General features: G+C 55.7%; 28 protein-coding genes and 1 pseudogene. 15 read left to right on the top strand and 14 right to left on the bottom strand.

All coding sequences use genetic code 11. The features are described 5' to 3' along the window. Positions 1 to 15: 15 nt before the first annotated feature. Positions 16 to 378 (bottom strand): histone-like nucleoid-structuring protein, MvaT/MvaU family, encoded by a 363-nt coding sequence (locus L6D64_RS22860; RefSeq protein ID WP_176507763.1) that lies wholly within the window; start codon positions 376 to 378, stop codon positions 16 to 18. A 168-nt stretch (positions 379 to 546) separates the two neighbouring features. Beyond that, positions 547 to 1443: a hypothetical protein gene (locus tag L6D64_RS22855; protein ID WP_308809884.1), complete on the bottom strand. Its 897-nt coding sequence runs from the start codon at positions 1441 to 1443 to the stop codon at positions 547 to 549. A 1134-nt stretch (positions 1444 to 2577) separates the two neighbouring features. Between L6D64_RS22855 and L6D64_RS22850 the strand changes: the two genes are divergently transcribed. The 5 genes from L6D64_RS22850 to L6D64_RS22830 all read left to right on the top strand — a co-directional run bounded on the left by L6D64_RS22850 (position 2578) and on the right by L6D64_RS22830 (position 8208). Continuing rightward, complete coding sequence (locus L6D64_RS22850; RefSeq protein ID WP_054902842.1) at positions 2578 to 3102, top strand: toll/interleukin-1 receptor domain-containing protein; 525 nt, start codon at positions 2578 to 2580, stop codon at positions 3100 to 3102. A gap of 644 nt (positions 3103 to 3746) precedes the next feature. After that, positions 3747 to 4439 carry a DUF421 domain-containing protein gene (locus tag L6D64_RS22845; RefSeq protein WP_104834350.1) on the top strand — a complete coding sequence of 231 codons (693 nt, stop codon included), beginning with the start codon at positions 3747 to 3749 and terminating at the stop codon, positions 4437 to 4439. A 247-nt stretch (positions 4440 to 4686) separates the two neighbouring features. Further along, positions 4687 to 5481, top strand: a complete 795-nt coding sequence (locus L6D64_RS22840; protein WP_104834349.1) for an OBAP family protein — start codon at positions 4687 to 4689, stop codon at positions 5479 to 5481. A 675-nt stretch (positions 5482 to 6156) separates the two neighbouring features. Beyond that, complete coding sequence (locus L6D64_RS22835; RefSeq protein ID WP_104834347.1) at positions 6157 to 6495, top strand: stress-induced protein; 339 nt, start codon at positions 6157 to 6159, stop codon at positions 6493 to 6495. Between the two features lie 576 nt (positions 6496 to 7071). Continuing rightward, entirely contained in the window at positions 7072 to 8208 is a 1137-nt protein-coding gene (locus L6D64_RS22830; RefSeq protein ID WP_054902846.1) for a sensor histidine kinase, read from the top strand. A 196-nt stretch (positions 8209 to 8404) separates the two neighbouring features. Here L6D64_RS22830 and L6D64_RS22825 read toward each other — a convergent pair whose 3' ends face one another. Together L6D64_RS22825 and L6D64_RS28600 are read right to left on the bottom strand one after the other, a co-directional pair. Further along, positions 8405 to 8677: a PepSY domain-containing protein gene (locus tag L6D64_RS22825; protein ID WP_054902847.1), complete on the bottom strand. Its 273-nt coding sequence runs from the start codon at positions 8675 to 8677 to the stop codon at positions 8405 to 8407. Between the two features lie 57 nt (positions 8678 to 8734). Further along, positions 8735 to 9169, bottom strand: coding sequence for an NUDIX domain-containing protein (locus L6D64_RS28600; protein WP_176507760.1), 435 nt, complete (start codon positions 9167 to 9169; stop codon positions 8735 to 8737). Between the two features lie 257 nt (positions 9170 to 9426). Between L6D64_RS28600 and L6D64_RS22820 the strand changes: the two genes are divergently transcribed. Both L6D64_RS22820 and L6D64_RS22815 read left to right on the top strand, forming a co-directional pair. Beyond that, positions 9427 to 9717, top strand: coding sequence for a hypothetical protein (locus tag L6D64_RS22820; protein ID WP_054902849.1), 291 nt, complete (start codon positions 9427 to 9429; stop codon positions 9715 to 9717). A gap of 12 nt (positions 9718 to 9729) precedes the next feature. After that, on the top strand, positions 9730 to 9957 hold the full coding sequence (locus tag L6D64_RS22815) for a hypothetical protein (protein ID WP_060513156.1): 228 nt from the start codon (positions 9730 to 9732) through the stop codon (positions 9955 to 9957). 35 nt (positions 9958 to 9992) lie between these two features. On the opposite strand, the gene L6D64_RS22810 is transcribed toward L6D64_RS22815, so the two are convergent. Beyond that, positions 9993 to 10283, bottom strand: coding sequence for a hypothetical protein (locus tag L6D64_RS22810; RefSeq protein ID WP_054902851.1), 291 nt, complete (start codon positions 10281 to 10283; stop codon positions 9993 to 9995). A gap of 241 nt (positions 10284 to 10524) precedes the next feature. On the opposite strand from L6D64_RS22810, the gene L6D64_RS22805 reads away from it, so the two are divergent. Further along, a complete protein-coding gene (locus L6D64_RS22805; RefSeq protein WP_156340949.1) occupies positions 10525 to 10698 on the top strand; it encodes a hypothetical protein in 174 nt (57 codons plus the stop codon). A gap of 75 nt (positions 10699 to 10773) precedes the next feature. Here L6D64_RS22805 and L6D64_RS22800 read toward each other — a convergent pair. Further along, a pseudogene (locus L6D64_RS22800) lies at positions 10774 to 11001 on the bottom strand (NUDIX domain-containing protein); the annotation flags it as partial. 216 nt (positions 11002 to 11217) lie between these two features. Between L6D64_RS22800 and L6D64_RS22795 the strand changes: the two are divergent. Further along, the gene (locus tag L6D64_RS22795) at positions 11218 to 11601 is read left to right on the top strand and encodes an NUDIX domain-containing protein (RefSeq protein ID WP_060513155.1); all 384 of its coding nucleotides are present in this window, start codon (positions 11218 to 11220) and stop codon (positions 11599 to 11601) included. Positions 11602 to 11727: 126 nt separating this feature from the next. Here L6D64_RS22795 and L6D64_RS22790 read toward each other — a convergent pair whose 3' ends face one another. Further along, positions 11728 to 12039, bottom strand: coding sequence for a hypothetical protein (locus tag L6D64_RS22790; RefSeq protein ID WP_054902876.1), 312 nt, complete (start codon positions 12037 to 12039; stop codon positions 11728 to 11730). Between the two features lie 280 nt (positions 12040 to 12319). On the opposite strand from L6D64_RS22790, the gene L6D64_RS22785 reads away from it, so the two are divergent. The 3 genes from L6D64_RS22785 to L6D64_RS22775 are packed head-to-tail and all read left to right on the top strand — an operon-like array spanning position 12320 to position 15127. Further along, the gene (locus L6D64_RS22785) at positions 12320 to 13522 is read left to right on the top strand and encodes a zinc-dependent alcohol dehydrogenase (RefSeq protein ID WP_054902855.1); all 1203 of its coding nucleotides are present in this window, start codon (positions 12320 to 12322) and stop codon (positions 13520 to 13522) included. Positions 13523 to 13535: 13 nt separating this feature from the next. Continuing rightward, a complete protein-coding gene (locus L6D64_RS22780) occupies positions 13536 to 13769 on the top strand; it encodes a PLD nuclease N-terminal domain-containing protein (protein WP_054902856.1) in 234 nt (77 codons plus the stop codon). Between the two features lie 32 nt (positions 13770 to 13801). After that, entirely contained in the window at positions 13802 to 15127 is a 1326-nt protein-coding gene (locus L6D64_RS22775) for an SDR family oxidoreductase (RefSeq protein WP_104834341.1), read from the top strand. Positions 15128 to 15178: 51 nt separating this feature from the next. On the opposite strand, the gene L6D64_RS22770 is transcribed toward L6D64_RS22775, so the two are convergent. Continuing rightward, positions 15179 to 15457, bottom strand: a complete 279-nt coding sequence (locus tag L6D64_RS22770) for a hypothetical protein (protein ID WP_104834340.1) — start codon at positions 15455 to 15457, stop codon at positions 15179 to 15181. A 267-nt stretch (positions 15458 to 15724) separates the two neighbouring features. On the opposite strand from L6D64_RS22770, the gene L6D64_RS22765 reads away from it, so the two are divergent. Next, on the top strand, positions 15725 to 16177 hold the full coding sequence (locus L6D64_RS22765; RefSeq protein WP_176507759.1) for a response regulator: 453 nt from the start codon (positions 15725 to 15727) through the stop codon (positions 16175 to 16177). Between the two features lie 136 nt (positions 16178 to 16313). Next, complete coding sequence (locus L6D64_RS22760) at positions 16314 to 16532, top strand: con-10 family general stress protein (RefSeq protein ID WP_104834338.1); 219 nt, start codon at positions 16314 to 16316, stop codon at positions 16530 to 16532. A 59-nt stretch (positions 16533 to 16591) separates the two neighbouring features. Here the strand turns inward: L6D64_RS22760 and L6D64_RS22755 are convergent, their stop codons facing one another. After that, positions 16592 to 17935 (bottom strand): cation:proton antiporter, encoded by a 1344-nt coding sequence (locus L6D64_RS22755; protein WP_176507758.1) that lies wholly within the window; start codon positions 17933 to 17935, stop codon positions 16592 to 16594. A gap of 166 nt (positions 17936 to 18101) precedes the next feature. On the opposite strand from L6D64_RS22755, the gene L6D64_RS22750 reads away from it, so the two are divergent. Then, positions 18102 to 18518: a low affinity iron permease family protein gene (locus L6D64_RS22750; RefSeq protein WP_054902862.1), complete on the top strand. Its 417-nt coding sequence runs from the start codon at positions 18102 to 18104 to the stop codon at positions 18516 to 18518. On the opposite strand, the gene L6D64_RS22745 is transcribed toward L6D64_RS22750, so the two are convergent. The 5 genes from L6D64_RS22745 to L6D64_RS22725 all read right to left on the bottom strand — a co-directional run bounded on the left by L6D64_RS22745 (position 18515) and on the right by L6D64_RS22725 (position 20194). Continuing rightward, positions 18515 to 18949, bottom strand: coding sequence for a response regulator (locus tag L6D64_RS22745; RefSeq protein WP_054902863.1), 435 nt, complete (start codon positions 18947 to 18949; stop codon positions 18515 to 18517). The genes L6D64_RS22750 and L6D64_RS22745 overlap by 4 nt on opposite strands. A gap of 82 nt (positions 18950 to 19031) precedes the next feature. Then, positions 19032 to 19466, bottom strand: a complete 435-nt coding sequence (locus L6D64_RS22740; RefSeq protein ID WP_054902864.1) for an HhH-GDP family DNA glycosylase — start codon at positions 19464 to 19466, stop codon at positions 19032 to 19034. Next, positions 19463 to 19687, bottom strand: a complete 225-nt coding sequence (locus L6D64_RS22735) for a DUF2188 domain-containing protein (protein ID WP_176507757.1) — start codon at positions 19685 to 19687, stop codon at positions 19463 to 19465. The genes L6D64_RS22740 and L6D64_RS22735 overlap by 4 nt, the downstream gene beginning before the upstream one ends. Positions 19688 to 19703: 16 nt before the next feature. Next, positions 19704 to 19862: a hypothetical protein gene (locus tag L6D64_RS22730; protein ID WP_172455977.1), complete on the bottom strand. Its 159-nt coding sequence runs from the start codon at positions 19860 to 19862 to the stop codon at positions 19704 to 19706. Positions 19863 to 19900: 38 nt separating this feature from the next. Continuing rightward, positions 19901 to 20194, bottom strand: a complete 294-nt coding sequence (locus L6D64_RS22725) for a DUF6555 family protein (protein ID WP_060510441.1) — start codon at positions 20192 to 20194, stop codon at positions 19901 to 19903. Positions 20195 to 20283: the final 89 nt, after the last annotated feature.

The raw sequence follows: 20283 nt of genomic DNA, 5'->3' as shown, positions 1-20283 counted from the left end.
TGCAGCATCAATAAATCAGGAAACCCAAGCTTCTACTTCTTCGGCCCCGTACTGCGCCTTCCACTCTTTCAGCAGCTTGTGATTGCCGCCTTTTGTCTCGATTATCTCCCCGTTATGCGGGTTCTTGTACTGCTTAACTTGGCGTGCACGACGCGGTGATTTTTCTGCCACAGCCGGGGCGCTGCGACGACCAGCTTGGGGATCCAAAATGTTGATGATATCTCGCAGGCTGAAGCCGTACTTATTCAGCAAATCACGAAGCTTTTCTTCAAATTCGATTTCTTTTTTCAGCTCGGTGCTGCCCTTCATCGCCTCAAGCTCTGCGAGCTGCGCAGCCAGGGTCTGCTCAAGCTTTCGGAATTCTGCCAAACGGGACATACGTAACCCTCAAATCTTTGAAAAGTGCCTACAGGTTAACCCAAATTTAGAACTGGGCCTAATGAATTTGATGCTGCAAGGCGGAGTTAGTTCACCACAACAGCACTTGCAGGCTCAGCAGCAACATAAGGAAACTATATCCATCTCACTAATTAGGCTCGTACTGCGTCATACACCTACCTGAGCGAAGCGCTGCGCGTCCAAGGATGTTACCGCCGAGAAGCCAGCACCTTTTCTAAAGCTCATATTGTGAACAAAGTTTTTCATCGCATCTGAAGGGTCGATGGCTTCGAGGTTAAGACCTTCGACAGTGGCACGGGAGAATGCAACGCTGAGGATCGGCTGATCCTCCATGTGCCCGGTAGAGCTGTTCAGCACGTTATCCATCGCCGTAACGATGACGAGGTCGTCCGGCAAGATGGCCAGCAGCTCGCGGCCTACCCGCAGTGCGCAACTGCACACGTAATCCTGGTGGAGTTCGTTGAAGCGGCCTGCAGGCATCGCCTTGGTCGACAGTTTTCCGCTTTTGAGCAGCGATTTGATCTCGGTGGGAATGACGTGCGAGCCGTGAATAGCCAGCTTTGCTTCCAGCACGCCTCCCTCATGAACGATCATCTGTATGGATGAGCCAAGGTGCGAAATTTCCTCGAACGACTCGAACGCCTCGATAGCGTCGAGCTTTGCCTGGCGATCGCCATCAAGAATCCGCAGGGCAATGTCCCGCTCCTCCGACCAATCAGAATGCTGAGTCTTCCATTCTTCAAACTGCGCCTGGAACAGCCGTTCATCTTCAGTTGCGGCAGTGGCGATTTTCGCGATGAGGGCCGCACGCTGACGGCTTTCCAACTTAAACAGCTTGGCCCAGAAGTTTGGACGATAAGTCGCCGAGGCCTGCATAGCGGCCTGTTCAAGGGCCCCGCTTTTCACGGGCGGCTTAGGCTCAGGCTTGGACAGAATCTTCTTCCATTTGACCGGCTCAGCGCATTCCTTATGCATCGAGAGCAGGATATCAATGTGGTTCTCATACACCTCGACTTCGTAGGCCGCCTGTTCGAGGGCCTCCATTCTCGCGAACTCTTTCTGCCGCTTCTCCAGCTCACGTTGGCGGCGATGCGCATTACGTTCTGCTCGCCTCGCAGACGCTTGCAGAGATCGAACTGTCCCTTTCCACCCCATCACAATGCTCCTTACCGGCTTCGTGATGGCACATTAACATAGCCGCTATCACAACTTGAACTGGCTGCATCATTTGATCCCGTCTCGCCCCTAGCGAACATGATTCCTCCACGGGACTGCAGGTTATTCAGGCGAAAGAGGTAGGCCAAAGACGAGGTGGAGTGCTACTTCGAGATACAACACATCGGGCCCTGATCCAGCATGTGGCCTGATCATCTATTACTCAGGGAGATGGGTACCAGTGAAGCTCACAACGCGGGTATCTCACGGTCTTCGTCCACGGCCACAGGCTTTGGGAATTGAGCGTGACCATCGCTCCCGTTTGGGAGCTTTGGATAGAAAGAGGTAAATGATGACCGCTAGCCTACGACGCGTTGCTGGCGGTGAACTCAGAGTTGATTTTTGTGGGAGCGGGCTTGCCCAGCGAACACGGGCGTAGCCCGTGCCAGCTACCTCCAATGCATGGGCCGGCCGCTTCGCGGGACAAGCCCACTCCCACATAATTACTGGCAACTGCACTGGCACCCCTGGGTCGAAAACAGCCAGTGGTGACCGACCGCAATCGATTCTTTGCAGCCGTTCGAGGTATCTACGAAACCGAGTTCAATTCAGCCACACAAGCCCACTCGAAAGTTCCTTACATAGTTTCCGCTGCTTGCCAGCGATCCACGTTTCGCTATACCCCAAAAGGGTTGCATGGCACGTTGATATCAGTAATCCTTCAGTTTAGGCGCTTCAAACTGGCATGATTTTCTAGCGCTGAACCTATGGGATTGTCCCGCTAATGCCATGACTGAGGCAGGGCACGTACAAGGCGCACATTGCGTTTGGGGAGTCAGAATCGATATGGCGACATGCACCGCACCTAGTAAGGGTCACCGCTCCGCAAGCGCGGCAGCCAATTGTCCTGCGTGTAGAAATCGCTATGGGGGCTATGGAGCACGCTCATATTCCTCCACCTCATACTCTTCTCCGTCATCATCCTCTTCATCTGGTAGGGGTGGGGGGCGCACGTCACGTGCTTTGCCCAGTGGAGTTCCGGAAATCTATCGTCGTCCGCTATCTGAGGTACCAAGCCTAGTCCGCAGCGAGGTTCCAACTCCGGCGCAGTCGAACGGGCAAACCTATGACGTGTTCATATCTCATGCATCTGAGGACAAGGACGAGTTTGTCAGGCCATTGGCCAATGCGTTGATTGCAGTTGGGCTCAAGGTATGGTTTGACGAAATGACACTTCGTATCGGGGACAGCTTGCGTCAAAAAATTGATAAAGGCTTGGTTAATAGCCGCGTTGGACTTGTGGTTCTGTCCCCAGCGTTTATCAAGAAGGGATGGACGAATTACGAATTGGACGGGATCGTTACCCGCTCGGTTTCTGGCGAACAGATATTGCTGCCGATTTGGCACAACATCACCAAGCAGCAGGTGATGGATTTCAGTTCTTCGATCGCGGACAAGGTGGCGCGCAGCACCGCGGTGCACACCATTGATGAGATCGCTGCTGAGATCGCCGATTTGCTAAAGTCTAATGATGCCCAAGCATCCTAACATCAAGCGTCCACACAGCATGCCTGGAGATAATCGGGCATGCCCATCCGCTGTTGCCTGCCCTTGGGACATCCCGACAGGCTAATCGCCTTCTCCTCCCCAGGGGGGCCGCCAGATTCAAAGTGTCGACAGCAATGCCAATGGATGCCTACGGATTCAACTTCGCCATTGGAGTACCGAAACACCAGCCATTCTTGTGCCAAGCCACTTGCAGGCTGCTCAGATGCAGATAGTGACAATGACCTCGGACAAAACCAGGTATTGATGATTGGCGGCTCAGAAAAGTGTGGTCGCGAAGACATCATCGTCGCAATCTGAGCTCGGCGAGTCTACGGACATGTTGAGCACTTATGAAATAGCTACTTTCAGTGAATCCCAGCTCAGTTGCCCAAACTGCAATTCACCCCCCAATAATTGGGAGCTTCGTCCAAGGGCGAAGATCTGCTGCCACATAGATATGGGCGCAGTCCCGAAGCGCGCGTCCATCTAACCGCACGTCACCCAGCTACTATGGAATCCAAAGCCTTGCACCAATCAACGTATGGCAAAAGGTCTACTGATCTCGCCGACACCGCCGCATGAACCAAGATCGATAATTGCGGGTCAGTCTGTAACGGGAGATTGCAACTGGCGGGGTACAGCGAATGGTTTCATTTGATCTACAAAGGATGCTCATTGGCGAGTTCCCGCTGACCTTCCTCTTGGAGGTCGCCCTTCGTGTTTCAGCGGCGTTTCTAGCCGTGTTCTTCTTTTTGAAATTCAGTGGTCGACGCGGAATCAGGCAGCTGTCCCGATTCGAGCTCGTGGTGATCCTCACCTTGGGCTCAGCCGCAGGCGATGTGACTTTTTATGAAGATGTACCCCTCCTCCCGGTCGCATTGGTTTTCCTTACGCTCTTGCTGCTCTATCGCGGAACCGTCTACATGATGAGGCGCAGCAAAACATGCGAGGCCTGGATCGATGGACTGCCCATCACGGTCGTAAAGGACGGAATGTACGAGATCCATTCGCTGCGGAATTTGAACATCTCGTCCAACGAGCTCTTCATGGAGCTGCGCCAACAAGGCGTGGAGCATCTCGGCCAAGTTCGACTCGGCCTATTGGAAACCGATGGCGATCTCAGTCTGTATTTCTATGGGCAAGACGACACCCGGCCAGGGCTGTCGGTGCTGCCAGTCGAACATCGCCCAGAATACCTGGCCCCGCCGAACGCGGGCCTACATTGTTGCGTCAGCTGCGGCTTCCCAACCTTCCATGAACCTCAAGACTCTGTCGTGTGTGAACGCTGCGGACATAACGTCTGGTCACCTGCATTGGATACCGTGCGCAACCGCTAGACCTAATCCACTTAAATAGCGCGGGGGTTGGACAGGCACCGTCTTCACTGACGGATTTATTCACGCCCTTTTCACATGCTATGTGGGAGCGTTAGCTATCCCTACGTGTGATAGAAGCTCCCTTGCCCGCCTAGCAGCGGGCTTTCTTTTGCCCGCAATTCCTCATCGACTCGGGCCATTCGTCCGTTGGGCTGTCCGCTTCATCGGCTAAGGCTGTCCTCTAAGGACATCAGCCAGAGGCTTCCTCATGCGACAGCTATTCCAATCGATAACTCTTCCCCTTGCCTGCACTCTGCTGTGGGCATGCGCCGCTCCCGAAACGAAGTCTCCTGTGGAGGCACCAGGCCGGCCAGAGTCGGCAAAAACCCAGTTGCTGGAAACCGGCGCCGCGACGCTGCAGTCCAAGCCGCCCATTGAGGCCATCAACGCCTACCTGGATGGATTTCACTTCTACAACGGCCATCAGGACGTGCAAATGGAAGCGCACCACTACTGCTCCATCCTCAACGAGGATGTCATTCAGTGTGTGATATTCGACGGCAATACCAAGGGTGCGAAGATCATGGGCGTCGAGTACATCATCGACGAGAAGCTGTTTGCCGGATTACCAATCAAGGAGAAGGCGATGTGGCACAGTCATGGCTACGAGGTCGCGTCTGGGCAGCTGATCGCCCCAGGCATCCCTGCTCCTGCTGAACATGCCTTGATGGAGCGACTGGCGCACACTTATGGGAAGACATGGCACACCTGGCACACCGATCAGGATAAATCGCTGCCTGTAGGTGTGCCGCAATTGATGATGGGCTTTACCGCTGATGGCCAGGCTGATCCGGAGATGGTCGAACAGCGCAATCGGCGCCTGGGAGTGGATGCTGCGAAAACGAAAGCCGAGCGGGCCGACATTCGTATTCCTGATGCTGATCCCCAGGCGGATGGCTGGCAGCACGGTAACGTCATTCAAATCACCGATCCAACCGGTGCCCATGTACATCGCTCTTCAACAGCTACACCATCCACTAGGAATAGCCGATCCAGCCAATAGCCGCCTCCATCAGCTTTGTGTGGATGGGGCCTCGGGCGTGTCCCCCTTTCGGGGGAGCGGCTGTCGTGTACCGCACCCTGGCGAGCCAGGGTCACGGCCCTACCGGGCTTCCATCCTCACGCCTAAGCCCATCCATGGGCTGCGCGCTCCGCTTGCTAGTTGCCGACACTCAAATGCCCGGCCTAGTCCTTGTCTCAAAGTGAACGATCAGCACACCGCGACACTCCATGTACCGCATCGTGTTTAGTGATCAGCACGGCGAGGGAAGGATCCTGATCAACATCCATGGAGAGGAAAACTGTGAGCGTCACCTTGAGATGTCCCAAATGCGGCGGGCAAGACCTTGTAATACCACGGAGGTTGAACAAGAAGGCTATCCTCACGTGCCGAGGGTGTGCCGCCATTGCCAATTATGGCGATCTGATGGAGGCAGAAGGTAGACGGCTCATTGCCGACATCAGGCAGCGCCTACCTCTCTTGGAAGCCGGATAATCGCGTACCGAGCGCGGACAACTGCACAAGCTATGCAGCAATCTTTATTACACGATTCGTTGCGCTTCACGATCTTTCGCGCACCCGGTCAGCGAATACGAAAGTAAAGGGAGCCTCCCGAATTCGCCAAACATCTCAACAGAACACACAGGCTCTCTGTGTGAACACACGAGGTGCGAGATCATGGCAAACGATCAAGAAAAAACCGGTCAGCAAGGTGGCACCACTCAAAACAATCCTGACGGCTTCGAGAATGATCCACACCGACCATCTGAGCCTGGTCAAAGAGGTGGACAGTTGTCGGAGAGCGAATCCGACCTTCCACGAGATTTGCATCAAGGTGGTCAGGATTTAGGCGGTGGGTACCAAAGCGACCACCAGGGCGCAGTTGGTGCAGCTCATCGAGGCGGCATGGGAGGTCATACCACGGGGCCCAAGTCTGACAATGGCGAAAGCGAAATTGACGAAGCTTCGCAAGCGGTGCAGGACGAAGACAGCGGCATGACTGAAGACAACCGGTAAGGTTGTTTAGGGCCAGGGGAGCTGGAAGCCCTGGCCTTGCTCATGGCCCCGCTCTATTTGCAGTAAACAGTACAGAGCTCATTAACTCGTGTCGTGAAGCTTTGGCTCATCATCCCCATGACAGGTCGACCGGGGCGCTCGCCAGACGCATCGTTCCCATCGTCCATGGATTGCCCCCCCATCAGCTTCTCACTCGCCACTAGCTGAGCAGCCCGAACAGGTCACCACTAATCTCATTACGCTGGCTGAGGTCGAGCAACAGCACCTCCGCTTTGCTGTAGCGGAAACCCTCCCGGTAAATCCGCCCCCTCATGCGCAGCCTTTGTCAGCAAAAGCGTATCGCCTGTTGGACAAAGCAGTTCGACGAGGATGCCTCTGGGCAACCCAGAGCTGAACTGCCGAGATTATCAGCGTGCTCAATTCCTTTGGCGAGTGACAGCAGTCGCCCCGTAGCGGACGCTTGCTTTAGTATCAAATCAGTCGCGTTGCGCTGGAAGTCACCAACCAGATGCCAGGGAGCTACGCTTCTACAGACTCAACGGAAAAGATACGCGATTAGGACGGAGGGCAGGCTGCATGCGGTTGTCGACATTCATCACTCAGCACATGGGCAGCATCCTGCAGGCTTGGGAGGATTTCGCTCGTACCGTTGAATTACCTCGCGAAGCGCTTAGTGACAAGGGCTTAAGAAATCATGCCGCCTTCATCCTCCAAGCCGTGGCTCGCGATATGGATACACCACAGAGCTTGCAGCAGGAGATCGATAAATCGCAGGGTTTAGGCCCAGCTATTGAGGGCGAAAGCGCTGCTGAGACTCATGCCGTACTTCGCCTTCTGGATGGTTTTACCCTCGATCAGATGGTATCCGAGTACAGAGCCCTCAGATCCAGCGTGCTCAGGCTTTGGCTTTCACAGGAAGCATCACTCGATCAAGCGGATCGTGTACCCGAAATAATCCGTTTCAACGAAGCTATCGATCAGGCTCTTGTAGAGTCCATCGCATCCTATGGCAAGGCTGTCGATACCACACGCAAAATGGTGCTGGGGGTACTGGGTCACGATCTTCGATCACCACTAACGGCCATTAAAATGGGAGCGGCGCTGCTTACCAGAGCCAAGCAGTGGGGAGACCGTGAACAGAGCTTGGCGGTGCAGATCGATACGAGTGCCGAACGTGCCAATCAGTTGGTAAACGATCTACTGGATCTCGCCAGATGCAACCTGGGCCTGGGCATCACGGTGCAACGTCAGGATATCGATCTGACTTCGTTGTGTGCCAGGGTTGTACAAGAGGTCTGCTTCGCCCATCCACAGATTAACGTTGTTTTCGAACGTACCGATGCACTGCCGGCGAGCGTCGATCCGCTACGCATGAGCCAGGTGATATCCAATCTGATGGTAAATGCCATACGACACGGGGATGTTGAGCGGCCGATTCGAGTAGGTGCTAGCTGCGTTGAGAACATGGCCGTAATTGAGGTACACAACTGGGGAAAACCAATCTCTGCCGACCAGATCACCTACCTATTTGATCCTGAAGCACGCTTAACACGCGCAAGTCGTGCTGACGGTGAGCAGAGCCAAGGTCTAGGGCTAGGGTTGTTCATAGCCAAGGAAATCACGGCCAGCCATGCCGGCAGCATTCAAGTCGTATCTAGCCCTGAGCAAGGCACGACTTTTCGAGTGAGCTTTCCGAGACAGCCATCGACATAATCCCTGTTATTAGAACGAGCGAAAAGCTTGCTCTTTGACCTTGGGGAGAAACCTCAAGGTTAGCTGGGTCGATAGCCGCCGCTTGCTTCCGTTGCCAGGAGACTGGCCCAGAAACGCCGAAATCCGTTTGGGATGACTAACGAAAAAAAGCCCGCGCCTTAGGCACGGGCCGCTCAGAGAGCAACACCCGCCCTGATCAGTTATCCAGCTCGTCTTTGATAATCTTGCCGTCGTGCGGATCAACCTGGAACTCGTATTGCTTGCCATCAGCCTTGATACCCTCGCCTTCCCAGTGACCATCGTCAGCTTCGATCTTGGTAATCTGGGTGTAGCCTGCGCCTTTCAAGGTGGCCTCAGCCTGATCCTTGTTCACCTTCCAGTCAGCACCGGGCGTATCAGCCCATGCAGAAGTAGCCCCCATAGCACCAACCAACGCCAGGCCAGTGAACACTCGTGTCATCGCTTTCATCACTAACTTCCTTTTTCATGACAGTTAACGATCCGACCCGAACGCTGATCTTGACGTTCAGTTTGTGTTGAAAGACGAGACTGATTCCGGGCACCCATCATGGTGAACGAGCTCCTGCAGGTCTCGTGAAAGCAAAGCAGCGGCTGTGGGTTTCAGCATGGTTGAACTCAGCTCCTCCCAACAAATCCACTTACAATGAACGATGCCTCTGCCAAGCGCGACGCAGCAACCGTCGGGTACGTCAGTCGTAAAAATATGGTGGAGAACATTGCCTACCTCGACGGTGCCCACAGCGTTCAAGCCTGAGCAATGAAGCGCCAGCGCCTTCCAAAGCTCACGGGCAGCGGCAACGATTGGCGCTTCGCCGGTCGCGAGCACGCCGCTTGCAAACTTCCATTTAGCCCCCTTCCTGCGGACAAGCAGAACCTTGTCATTTCGTAAGCAGATGATCGTGGCCTTAGCTCTGACTGGGCGATGCGTAGTGACGCTCATAAGGGATCGCACCTAGAGAATGGGCGACATCCTTAACGCGAAAATGATCATCCATGATCTGATGATCCATGGCTGAATGCAGAGTTCCGAATTGACGGTTTTCCATGCGAAGAAGCATGAAGTCTCTGAATTCCCACCGGTCACATGATCATGAGTGAGTCAAAGACATGCACTGGAATGTCCTGAAATGATTGAAACCACCGATCTAGACGAAACGGACTAAGCTCGCTTGAAGGAGAGGTAATCAGGAGGCAAGGATGCGACATCGAGGAGCAGTATTTTGGGCTTGGGCAGATCCAGCTCTACAGCACCATTCCCACGAGGAAGAGCTAGATGATGGAGCCAAGCTCGATGTTCAGGTTCGGCTCTCCCGTACTGGCGACACGCAGTTGTTCATCGGGATCTACGAGCGCTCGGGCTTGGCCAGGATTGAAGAAGCCTATGCAAAACGGCCTGGTGAATCGGTAACTCGGGCCATGGCGTGGGGCGCGGGCAGGGGTCGTGCGCTGGCTCTATCCGCCCTGGAACGAAAGCAGCACATGGGGTAGGAGGACGAGACAATGGCTGATCAGCTAGCCCAATTGGACGCTGAGATCGCGTTCTTGGATCAGATAGCTGCGGAGCTAGAGCGCCAGGTTGGGCCTAGCCCTGTCACTCGCACTCTGGTCATCGCCTGGCTGACCGAGTGGGTGAAAAAGCCGGGCGCATTGAAACCCGACTCACCACACCTGCCTCAATCTCTCAAAGCGGCTTATACCGCCTGGATTCATCAAGAAGTGGATCACTGAGAAAAAATTGCGACCCTCGGCTACCAGCAAATTGTTTAAGCAAGCCGTTGCGAAGGCTGGTTTCGCTCGGTGGCGAGGCACCTCGCACGGCCAACCCCCCAGGCCAAGGCACGCGTCATCGACTCTCCTGGACGCGTGTCGAAGGCTTCTTCATGCAGTGCCATACCACTGCCGGCATACACGCCTATGAACATTTGAGTGCTGCCCGTTCGCGACAACCGCACTTGGATATCCATCGTCGTGCCGTCGTCCAGCGTCTCATCGTGAGTTCGGTGATGAAGCGTCGGGTCTGACCATTTCCAAAAAATGTCACCGCGTATGCGCATGCCGCTCTCCTACGACTTTAGTATTAGACAGATGTCATCCCACCATAGCCCACAGCGGCTCTCATGCATCCAAATGGCCGGCAAATCCATTCATAATCAGACGGTTGGAGTTGTTACAGCGTTTTGCCGAACTGATGATAATCGATGAAACCTGCATGCTAGAGCGGCCCTGGCGATTTTCCTGCTGATCTATTTACGTTACCCTCCGCGCCGCCAAAACAACACCAAGGAGATGGCGGGCATGAAGATCGATATCCAGGTCGACGAACACGGATCAGGCTGCAAAGTAATCATTGACGGCCATCCAGTTTCGTTCGCGAATGCAGTTGAAGCTGAGGCCTATGTTGCTCGTCTGCAAGAGCGGCTGCAGGCCGCTCAACATGCCTTCGTAACATCTGCAGAAGCTTCAGCCTGAGCAGCCACCGAACCAAAATCTATACTCACCCATCACATCTGATGTGTAAGCGATACGGTGAGTGGTTCAGCACCCGTACATCGTGAGGTAACGGAGCTCGTCGAATGCGAGACCAGTTTCTTCGGCCATCTCCCGCATAGCCGCCTCATGCGGCGTCTCGTCTCGCTCGACTCGGCCACCAGGTAGGTTCCACTTGGCGTTGCGCTTGCGAACGAACAAGACTTCACCATCCTTGCGATAGATGATGGTGGCGCGCAGCTTGATGCCTTTGCGTTTCGCTGTTGCAGTGTCCATTGCCTTCATGCGCTGCCCTTAACGTTGGCTGGCCTAGATCCGGCAGGTTCCTTGCCGAGAATAAATCTTCCGTGTGTCGGTTAGATGACCGGTGTAACGAGGGCAACGTTCAAGTTATCGGCGCCGAAGCGTGTAATGCCCTGCTCAGGTAAGTCGAACGCCTTTCGACGCATCAAGTGAACTTCACCAGATCATGAGAGCCTTCCGTCAAAGGGAGGACAAGTGATGAGCCCATCGAGAGAACTTCATTCCACCGTCATCTGCCTGCAGGCAGGGAAGGTATTGCTTGTACGCAAGGAGGCACCTCAGTGGTCACTCCCTGGCGGGAAAATCGATCCTGGCGAAACGCAGCTTGAAGCGGCACGTCGTGAACTACGGGAAGAAACGTGCCTAGAACTGACTGACGCTCAGTTTTTGGGGCATCACGTGCTCCAAGCGGAAGAGCACTGGCTGTACCGAATGGCCGTTCCGGCCAGCATGATGCCTCGACCTTCGCACGAGATAGTGGAGTGTCGCTGGTTCTCGATCCAGGAAATCACCAAAACCTCAGTCAAGCCAACCAACGTAGATCTGCTAAGACGAGAAGGAATAATCACCGCTAACGAATAGCCTGAATCAGCCAAGGAGCTTGATGTTCAATAGGCAGCAGCACTGATGAGTATCGATCAGAAAACTTGCCCGTCCCAAGAAAAGTATCGGTACGAGGAGAAATTTTCTGGTTTTGGCTGGGCTTGCCTACTCCCCCATCGTACTGAATGGCGGTCGCTTAATGCCTTTCCTATTTGGCTCATTGGCAATGCTTTTGGCCCGTCCTATCCCCCAAGCCAGCGCACGATTCATCGATTCGCCCGGCATGGCAGCAAATGCCTCTTCGTGAAGGGGCATTCCACTCGCGGCATAAACCCCGATAAAAACCTGGGTGGCTCCGGTTCGTGACAACCTCGTCTGGACTTCTATAGCGGTTCCGTCGTCCAGCGTTTCATCATAACTGCGGTGGGCAAGCGCGGGGTCAGCCCATTTCCAGAAGACATCACCACGTATTCGCATGCCAGCCCCCTTTAGCTTTAAAGCGGAACGGTTGAAGCCCCCGAGCTTGGGATTCTCACAGCTAGCCCTTGCGAACAGCCGATTATGATGGATGGCCACCGATTCGTCCCAGCAGCTCCATTTAGATCGCTCTGATATCGATGTGATCCGATTGGTTCAGCCAACTTTCGGATAGGCAGCGAATCAGTACCGCCTGCCTTGTTGGTCTGAACTTTGCTGTCCGCCATGGCTTCCCCTGCATACCGATCACGAAATTACGCGGCTGCAGGAGCTGACATTCATGAGAGCACTGACCTACCACGGAGCACACGACGTCAGGGTCGATAACGTTCCTGACCCGATCATCGAGCAAGAAGACGACATCATCCTCAGGGTCACCGCCACAGCCATTTGCGGTTCCGACTTGCACCTTTACCGAGGCAAAATCCCAGAAACCGAAGCCGGCGATATCTTCGGCCATGAGTTCATGGGCATCGTCGAGGACACCGGGAATGCCGTCACCAATCTCCAGATCGGCGACCGCGTGGTGATTCCCTTTGTGATCGCTTGCGGCAACTGCTTCTTCTGTCAGCACGATCTGTTCGCTGCCTGCGAAACCACCAATACGGGGCGGGGCTCGATCATCAACAAGAAGGGCATTCCCCCGGGCGCCGCGCTGTTCGGATACAGCCATCTCTATGGCGGTATCCCTGGCGGCCAAGCGGATTACGTGAGGGTGCCCAAAGGTAACGTCGGCCCGTTCAAAGTGCCCACCGACCTGGCCGATGACAAGGTGCTGTTCCTCTCGGACATTCTGCCCACCGCTTGGCAGGCGGTCATCAATGCCGAGATTGGCCAGGGTTCATCGCTGGCGATCTATGGTGCCGGGCCGGTGGGCTTGCTAAGCGCCGCCTGTGCGCGAATGCTCGGGGCACAGACCATCTTCATGGTCGATGACAACGACTACCGCCTGGCCTACGCCCGCGAGGCTTACGGCGTCATACCGATCAATTTCGAGCAAGACGACGATCCCGCCGACAGCATCATCCGCCAGACACCAGGCATGCGCGGCGTCGATGCAGTGATTGATGCGGTCGGTTTCGAGGCAAAGGGCAGCACTGCCGAAACGGTGATGACGGCGCTGAAAATCGAAGGCAGCAGTGGCAAGGCGCTGCGCCAGAGCATTGCTGCAGTGCGTCGCGGCGGCGTTGTCAGTGTGCCGGGTGTGTACGCCGGCTTCATCCACGCCTTCATGTTCGGCGACGCCTTCGACAAAGGCCTCACGTTCAAGATGGGCCAGACCCACGTGCAGAAATACTTGCCTGAACTTCTTGAACACATCGAGGCGGGACGCCTGCAACCGGAACTCATCGTCACCCACCGCCTAGCACTCGAAGAAGCGGCCATGGGCTACAAGATGTTCGACCAGAAGCAGGACAACTGTCGCAAAGTCATCCTGGTGCCGGGCGCTGCACCGGGCACCTTGGGCCCTGACTACGTGTAGAGGAGACAAGATCATGAATGAGGTCGCCAGCTACTTCTGGATTGCCGTCGCGGCAATCCTTTTACTCATCGATCTGTGGGCCATTGTCAGCGTGTTCAGAAGCGACAAGTCAGATGCAGTCAAAGCGGCCTGGGCCCTGCTGATCGTCGCGCTACCGTTAATTGGCCTAGGTATCTGGGGCGTTGCTGGCCCGCGCGGTATCAAGCGCGGTACCGGGCCCACTTCCGACGAGCACAGCAAAGGCTGACATTTCCGAGCTCCACTTACAGGGGTTTCAATATGATCGATCAAGCGACAGGGATGAAATCAGGCGAACGCTATCGCGTGGAAAACGTGGAGCGCGCTCATCAGTTTCCAGGCTTCTTTCAAGACGGGAAGTATTATCTCGGCCCTGAACTTCTCACCGCCGTGGGCTGGCTCGAAGGTACACGCTTCATCTACGACAGCCTGGATGCTGAAGGTGAGCCCGTATTTCCAAACCGAGCGGCAGGCACGGTCGAAGGGCTGACGTTGACCCTGGTCGATGGCACCTCCCTTGAGCTCTCGCGGATCGAGGCCAGCGACCCCATTGCACCCCTTGACCCCAGCGCCTCGGCTACGAAACGAGAAGCGCCTGACCGTGGCGCTCCGCTCAGAGGGCCTCTGCGCGGCAAGGTCGTGGTCATCACCGGCGCATCCAGCGGCATAGGCCGAGCCGCCGCGCATGCCTTTGCGTGCAAAGGTGCTCGCCTTGTACTCGCCGCACGCGATGAAGAGGCGTTGTTCGACGTGCTGGATGAATGCACCGATTGCGGTACGGATGCCATAGCGATCACGACCGACGTCACCCACAGCGACCAGGTTCAAGCGCTTGCCGCTCAGGCCGCAGACTTTGGACAGGGACGGATCGATATCTGGGTCAACAATGCCGGGGTCGGCGCGGTCGGCAATTTCGAAGAAACGCCGTTGGAGGCGCACGAGCAGGTCATCCAGACTGACCTGATCGGTTACCTGCGAGGGGCCTACGTCGCCCTTCCCTTCTTCAAGGCACAGGGCAGCGGCATTCTGATCAACACGCTGTCGCTGGGCAGCTGGGTGGCACAGCCCTACGCCGCCGCGTACTCGGCGAGCAAGTTCGGCTTGCGCGGACTGACCGAGGCATTGCGGGGCGAATTGACTGAGTTTCCCAACATCCATGTGTGCGATATCTATCCAGCCGTCATGGACACACCAGGCTTCCGAGACGGCGGTAACTACACCGGGCATGCGCTGACACCGCCAGGCCCCGTATACGATCCCGAAATGGTGGCGAAGGCTATGGTGGCCTGCGCAATCTCGCCTCGTGCTCACACCACGGTTGGCGCTGCGGCGCGCCTCGCGCATTTGGCCAGCTACCTGATACCAGGCCTGCCTCTGTTGTCAGGAAGGCTGACGCGCTGGGGGATAAATCGCAGTCCCATAGCCGAAGCATCATCAGGCAACCTCTTTGAGCCTCCGAGTGGCAGGAGGGGTATCAACGGAGGTTGGAGGAAGCCAAAAGATAAAACGCCCCTGCTGATCGGCGCAGCGGCGCTGGGAATCCTTGTGGGTTTTACATTCACACATTCACGACGCAGGGATAGATAGAGAAAGTCTGCTTACAGAGGAATGAGCGTGGTTGCGAGATCACGTTCGATCCTACTCTGCTGACGAGCTTGTGGGATTAACCGGGCGATAGTCCTTCCCTGCTACCGCTCTCAGGTAAGCAGCGTCAGCCTCCAGACGAAGATCGCGCCATTCCTGCCAGGAGACAATTCCTCGACGATCCATCTCATCGGCCTGGCGGAGCAATTCCTCGTGATAGTCGTCCGGCGAGTCCATGCGCAATGCCCTGTCTTCAAGCACCCGATACCAAACTGCCAAACAATTGAGCTTCAGCAATTGGGCGGCGGAGAGGTTTTTCTCGAACGTTCGCATCAGGAGGCCTCACACGCTGATGAAGGGTTGAGTCACGAAGATTGCAGAGGTTCAGCAGAGCGGTGCCAGCGGCATGGATGCGTCCAGAGGGTCGCCCCCGCTATAGATACGCTCACGGATGCGAATTGATGGCACTGACTCAAGTTGGAGTGAATTTCTTGAACGCTGGCGATGTCGTAGTGATGGCGCGCTGCTACGTCTTGCTGGATGAAAGCAAGCAGACCTGGATGTCCCTCCCTTCCTGCAGCCGCATGTCCGAGTACCCGTATGAAAGAGCTGCTTCCCGCTGCGAAGATAATTCGCCCAACTGTTCTCATCGTTGAGGACGAACCCATGATTCGAGAGCTTTTGACCCTGTACCTGGAAGAATGGGGGGCCATGGTGACAGCGGTGGCGACTGCCGATGACGGCAATGAGGCGTTGAGGAAGCAAGATTGGACGCTGCTGATAACGGATGTACAAACGCCTGGTTTACTCAATGGGGTTGATCTTGCCTGGATGGCAAGCCAGCAAAAACCTCAGACGCGCATCATTGTCATGAGCGGATACTACGAATTTGCAGGGAGAGTGTTGCCGCCAGGTGCGGAGTTCCTTCCTAAGCCGTGGCCAATAACCCAGCTCCAGGAACTGCTCTGCGCTCAGCTTAACCACGCCGACGGGGCTGGAAGGTCGACGTCTGCCAAGCTTGATCCTTTCCAAACGTTCGCGAACAAAGCTTAAGGACGCCACACACGCCTGCACCGGTTCTTTCGCGCAACCCGTCGGCCTCGGCTAAAACCCACGGAGTAAACACCCCGCGCCCCGACGTCCGAGTTGAACACAGACTTTCCTGTGTGACGACATGAGGTGAAAGATCATGGCTAACAACCAAACCAATCGTGGCCATCAAGGTGGCACTGCTCAGAACAATCCTGGCAATTTTGCCAATGATCACGAGAAGGCGTCGGAGGCAGGTCGCAAAGGCGGGCAGAGTTCAGGCGGCAATTTTGCCAACGACCGTGAGCGTGCCTCCGAAGCGGGCCGTAAAGGCGGGCAAAACAGCCACGGCGGCGGTCGCGGTAGCGAAAACCGCTAACTGGCGGTGATCCAGTGCCAGGGCAATAGCTGCCCTGGCACTTTTCTCCTGAACGGCCATCAGGAAACCCTTTCCTTCCACGCTTCGTATCTGGCAAGAAGCGGCTGGACACTCAACCCATGCAGCAGAATACTCAACGCCACCACTGACAGCACCAGGTTGATGCTCTGCGCGGCCAACGTGGGAAGCAGCCCATGATTGAGGGCATAGAACAGGTAGTAGAAGCTACCGATACCTCGGATACCAAACCACCCCAAAAGCCCACGCTGGCGGATATCCAGCACTCCCCGAGCCGGAAACAGCAGGATACTGATGGGGCGAATGACAAAAAACAAAGCGCCGGCCACCAGCACTGCCCGCCAGTCCCAATGCTCAATGAGCACTACCCCGAGCAGGGTCACCAGAAACACTTCCATTGCCCGTTCGATCAGGCTACCGAAAGCCAGCATGTCACCCAACATGATCCCCGCTGCTACCTGCGAGTCGTCGAGCCCTTTCAAATCGCCTTTGACGGCTAGCTCCGGCGCCACGTGCTGGTGACCCACCACAGGCTGTACCAGATGTTCAGCAGCCGGTTCTTCTGGGCTATTGGCGGTCTGCACCTCCGCCTGCCGTAAACCGAGGCCCGCAGCGAACACCGCGAGGAACCCATAGGCCTGTATCGACTCGGCGCTCACGTATGCCAACGCAATCAGGGCAAGGGCCAGATAGTCATTGGGCGAGACGGTGCTGTCGTCGTTGCGCAGACGCAAGAACAGCGTGAGCTTGCCCAGGCCGCGCCCCATCCAGTAGCCAAGCAACAGGCCTGCGATTACTGCCCACAGCATGTCCTTGAACAACCAGTCACTGAACCAGGCCTGGCCATTGTCCTGTTGCAGGAACAGTCCAAGCATGACGAAGGGAAACGCCACGCCGTCGTTAAGCCCTGCCTCACCCGACAAGATGAAACGGACAAGATCATCGTCTTGGGCATCAACCACCTGCACCAGAGTTGCGAGCACGGGGTCAGTGGGTGCGAGGATCGCCCCGATTAGTAGCGAGACTCCCCACCCCAAGTTCAGGCCGTGATGCAGCACCAGCGTTACCCCACCGATGCAGATCAACATCACTGGCCCTGCTAGAAAAAAGGCGCTGCACCAACGGCGGTTGTGCAAGGGCAGGCGCAATTTCAAACCACTGAAGAACAGCGAAAACAACACCGCGACTTCTGTAAGGTGCTCCATCCATCCGCTCGACTTGCTCACGTCCAGCTGAAGAAAACCTAGCCCCGATGTACCCAGGCCGATACCCAGGGCAAGGCACACTACAGACGAGGTCACAGGGATCCAGCGCAGGTAGGAGGATGAGAGTGCGAGCAGCAGCAAGACTGCGCCCAGCGTGGCGAACCAGACGATGAAGGTCATCTGCGCAGAAGCCTTGGGAAAGTTTTCGAGTATTTTTTTGACTTTCCGGCACGCCACGTCGTTCCGCTGCGCTTAGTGGGTTCACCCAATACCTGAGGTAAATGTAAAAAAAGATTTCAGCGCTCCGCTGCGGTCAAACCCTATGGATCGCAATGGAGATGACGTCATGAAATTCGCCCAGTTCTGCCAATGGCTCGCCAACCACGCCGGTAAACCGAGCACCTTTTTGATCGCCGTGGTGTTGATCGCCATGTGGGCTGCATCTGGGCCCTGGTTTCACTACAACGATACCTGGCAACTTATCGTCAACACGTCGACCACCATCATCACATTCCTGATGGTTTTCCTGATTCAGAACACCCAGAACCGGGATAACGACATCATCCACGTGAAGCTCGACGAACTGATCCGCGCTACGAAATCTGCGGAGCAGTCGGTATTGGATCTCGAAGCGCTCGATAACCGGGAAATCCATAAACTTCGCAAGGAATATCAGGCGATGGGCAGCGAATGTGATCCCCACCATCAGGCGCCTGCTGAGCATCACACGGACGATGGTGCTCGGGATAACCTGCAGCGCTAGAGTCCTTGTTGGTCGAGCGGCGGGAGAGTTGAAGGTAAATTTGCAGGGTGAAGCGCCTGGCTAATAGCTTGAGCGAGCTCGTCTATCGACCACGGTTTGAAGAGGTAGGTAACGGGTGGCGTCACCTGAGAAGCATCAAGCTGGTAGCCAGAAGTCAGAATGGCGGGTAGTCCAGGCCACCTTTCGTGTGCCATGGAGATGAACTCCATACCTTTGATGCTTCCCGGAACACCATGGTCGACAACGATCAACGAGCAGTCGCTCTTAAGTCCCATCAAGTGAATCAAGGCATCTTCTGAGTTATCGAACGCATCGCAGGTGGCGCCCAACTCGATCAGGATGTCCACCAACAGGGTCTGAAGCGTTGGATCGTCTTCTACCACAATTACCGTCTTACCTGACAGCGACAAACCCTCGATGTCGAGCTTCATCACCTGCTCCAGTCCATGGTTAGATTTTCGAGTGTTTCACTCATCCGGACATGCGTCGATGGGGGCTAAAGGCCACCCATGCTCAATGGCCTTCCAACTTCGTCAAATGGGCCAAGCCTTCACGCATGAAAATCTCCACGGTCTTTGGGCCTACGCCCTCGAAACTCAGTAGCCAGCGCTTGAATCCCTCAGCATTTGATTCTTCCTGCAGTGCCTCAAGTTGAGCAGCAAGTTCCACTTCTACCTTGTTGCCAAGATCATGCAGTCGTCGGGCAGTGGATTCATCGTAGCGCGCATAGCCGGCCTGCCCGAGCAGTCTGACCAGTGTGGAATGAGAAGTCTGGGCAAGCTTAATCGGCGTACCCAGGCCCTGCTGATCGACAAGCATCCGGTACGCCTGCACTGCTACGGTGGCGCGGATGCGCTTCCCCATGAGAAAGCTGGCCAACAACCATCTGAACACGCCAAGGGCATCCGTGACCTCAATGCCGAGGTCACAGGCAGTTATAGTCTTCAACCTTTACTACGGCGCGGATCAGCAGATCGTGGGTAGGTGCGTTCCTCTTCGATAGTGCCATCCGCTTTATGGATCTTCACCGACGCCGTCTTGCCATCAAAGAAATCCGCAATGGCGCTGACGAGCTCGTGCTTCGTCGACGCTCGTTTGGAGGCGCATTCAGCACCGGCTTCCTTCAATTCCCATCCTTCTGATGTCGGGCTGAGGTGGTAATTGTCCATCGTGTGCTCCTCTTGGTTAAATGGCTTCGCCGTCATCCTGGATGTCTTCCTCTGCCTCGGCTGCCTCCGTTGCATCAGCGTCATTGAGTGGCGGCGACGTGGGCTTTTCCGGATCGTTAATGAAGGGCACGTCGCTTGGCCCTTTTTCTTCGGAGCCTTCGGTTTTCGGCTGCATGGCAATACCTCAAAGCAGATGGATCGGGGCGCCGGGCTTCAAGTACCTTCAGCAACCCCCGAGAATTTTTTGACATCGATAGGTTGCGCTACGAATTCAGGGCCATCGCCGGCGAGCCGCCACTTCACCTTAGCGATGCCATAGCGCTCGGCCATCGGTCGACTGACCAACTTGATTTTCTGCTGACTGAATCTTGGGATGATGCCAACGCCGGCATCGCAACTGGCCCAGTGCCAAGCCACGGCGTTGTCCATTTTCTCCAAGCGGATGATGAACGTCCGATGGTCACCGTGCAGGTCATACTCGATTACGTACAATTGAAGTGCTGGCACAAGATCCGCTCCCTAGTTCATACGCTATTGAGCAAGCCGTAGAAGAGATAATTCCATTGGATTGCCAGGGGGCATGCACATCGCTCATG

It is taken from the genome of Pseudomonas urethralis (assembly GCF_021602465.1).
Classification (GTDB): Bacteria; Pseudomonadota; Gammaproteobacteria; order Pseudomonadales; family Pseudomonadaceae; genus Aquipseudomonas; species Aquipseudomonas vlassakiae.
Note: the sequence above shows the minus strand (reverse complement) of the source record. Positions and strands in the feature narration are given on the sequence as shown.

Excerpts from the sequence above, each read along its gene's own strand:
- L6D64_RS22805 (WP_156340949.1), top strand. The coding sequence starts at position 10,525 with ATGAAGATCGATATCCAGGTCGACGAACACGGATCAGGCTGCAAAGTA.
- L6D64_RS22820 (WP_054902849.1), top strand. The coding sequence starts at position 9,427 with ATGCGACATCGAGGAGCAGTATTTTGGGCTTGGGCAGATCCAGCTCTA.
- L6D64_RS22790 (WP_054902876.1), bottom strand. The coding sequence starts at position 12,039 with ATGCGAATACGTGGTGATGTCTTCTGGAAATGGGCTGACCCCGCGCTT.
- L6D64_RS22860 (WP_176507763.1), bottom strand. The coding sequence starts at position 378 with ATGTCCCGTTTGGCAGAATTCCGAAAGCTTGAGCAGACCCTGGCTGCG.
- L6D64_RS22830 (WP_054902846.1), top strand. The coding sequence starts at position 7,072 with ATGCGGTTGTCGACATTCATCACTCAGCACATGGGCAGCATCCTGCAG.
- L6D64_RS22730 (WP_172455977.1), bottom strand. The coding sequence starts at position 19,862 with ATGCAGCCGAAAACCGAAGGCTCCGAAGAAAAAGGGCCAAGCGACGTG.
- L6D64_RS22845 (WP_104834350.1), top strand. The coding sequence starts at position 3,747 with ATGGTTTCATTTGATCTACAAAGGATGCTCATTGGCGAGTTCCCGCTG.
- L6D64_RS22835 (WP_104834347.1), top strand. The coding sequence starts at position 6,157 with ATGGCAAACGATCAAGAAAAAACCGGTCAGCAAGGTGGCACCACTCAA.
- L6D64_RS22750 (WP_054902862.1), top strand. The coding sequence starts at position 18,102 with ATGAAATTCGCCCAGTTCTGCCAATGGCTCGCCAACCACGCCGGTAAA.
- L6D64_RS22825 (WP_054902847.1), bottom strand. The coding sequence starts at position 8,677 with ATGAAAGCGATGACACGAGTGTTCACTGGCCTGGCGTTGGTTGGTGCT.
- L6D64_RS22755 (WP_176507758.1), bottom strand. The coding sequence starts at position 17,935 with ATGACCTTCATCGTCTGGTTCGCCACGCTGGGCGCAGTCTTGCTGCTG.
- L6D64_RS22795 (WP_060513155.1), top strand. The coding sequence starts at position 11,218 with ATGAGCCCATCGAGAGAACTTCATTCCACCGTCATCTGCCTGCAGGCA.
- L6D64_RS22785 (WP_054902855.1), top strand. The coding sequence starts at position 12,320 with ATGAGAGCACTGACCTACCACGGAGCACACGACGTCAGGGTCGATAAC.
- L6D64_RS22765 (WP_176507759.1), top strand. The coding sequence starts at position 15,725 with ATGAAAGAGCTGCTTCCCGCTGCGAAGATAATTCGCCCAACTGTTCTC.
- L6D64_RS22810 (WP_054902851.1), bottom strand. The coding sequence starts at position 10,283 with ATGCGCATACGCGGTGACATTTTTTGGAAATGGTCAGACCCGACGCTT.
- L6D64_RS22760 (WP_104834338.1), top strand. The coding sequence starts at position 16,314 with ATGGCTAACAACCAAACCAATCGTGGCCATCAAGGTGGCACTGCTCAG.
- L6D64_RS22735 (WP_176507757.1), bottom strand. The coding sequence starts at position 19,687 with ATGGACAATTACCACCTCAGCCCGACATCAGAAGGATGGGAATTGAAG.
- L6D64_RS28600 (WP_176507760.1), bottom strand. The coding sequence starts at position 9,169 with ATGAGCGTCACTACGCATCGCCCAGTCAGAGCTAAGGCCACGATCATC.
- L6D64_RS22815 (WP_060513156.1), top strand. The coding sequence starts at position 9,730 with ATGGCTGATCAGCTAGCCCAATTGGACGCTGAGATCGCGTTCTTGGAT.
- L6D64_RS22840 (WP_104834349.1), top strand. The coding sequence starts at position 4,687 with ATGCGACAGCTATTCCAATCGATAACTCTTCCCCTTGCCTGCACTCTG.
- L6D64_RS22780 (WP_054902856.1), top strand. The coding sequence starts at position 13,536 with ATGAATGAGGTCGCCAGCTACTTCTGGATTGCCGTCGCGGCAATCCTT.
- L6D64_RS22745 (WP_054902863.1), bottom strand. The coding sequence starts at position 18,949 with ATGAAGCTCGACATCGAGGGTTTGTCGCTGTCAGGTAAGACGGTAATT.
- L6D64_RS22775 (WP_104834341.1), top strand. The coding sequence starts at position 13,802 with ATGATCGATCAAGCGACAGGGATGAAATCAGGCGAACGCTATCGCGTG.
- L6D64_RS22770 (WP_104834340.1), bottom strand. The coding sequence starts at position 15,457 with ATGCGAACGTTCGAGAAAAACCTCTCCGCCGCCCAATTGCTGAAGCTC.
- L6D64_RS22855 (WP_308809884.1), bottom strand. The coding sequence starts at position 1,443 with ATGGAGGCCCTCGAACAGGCGGCCTACGAAGTCGAGGTGTATGAGAAC.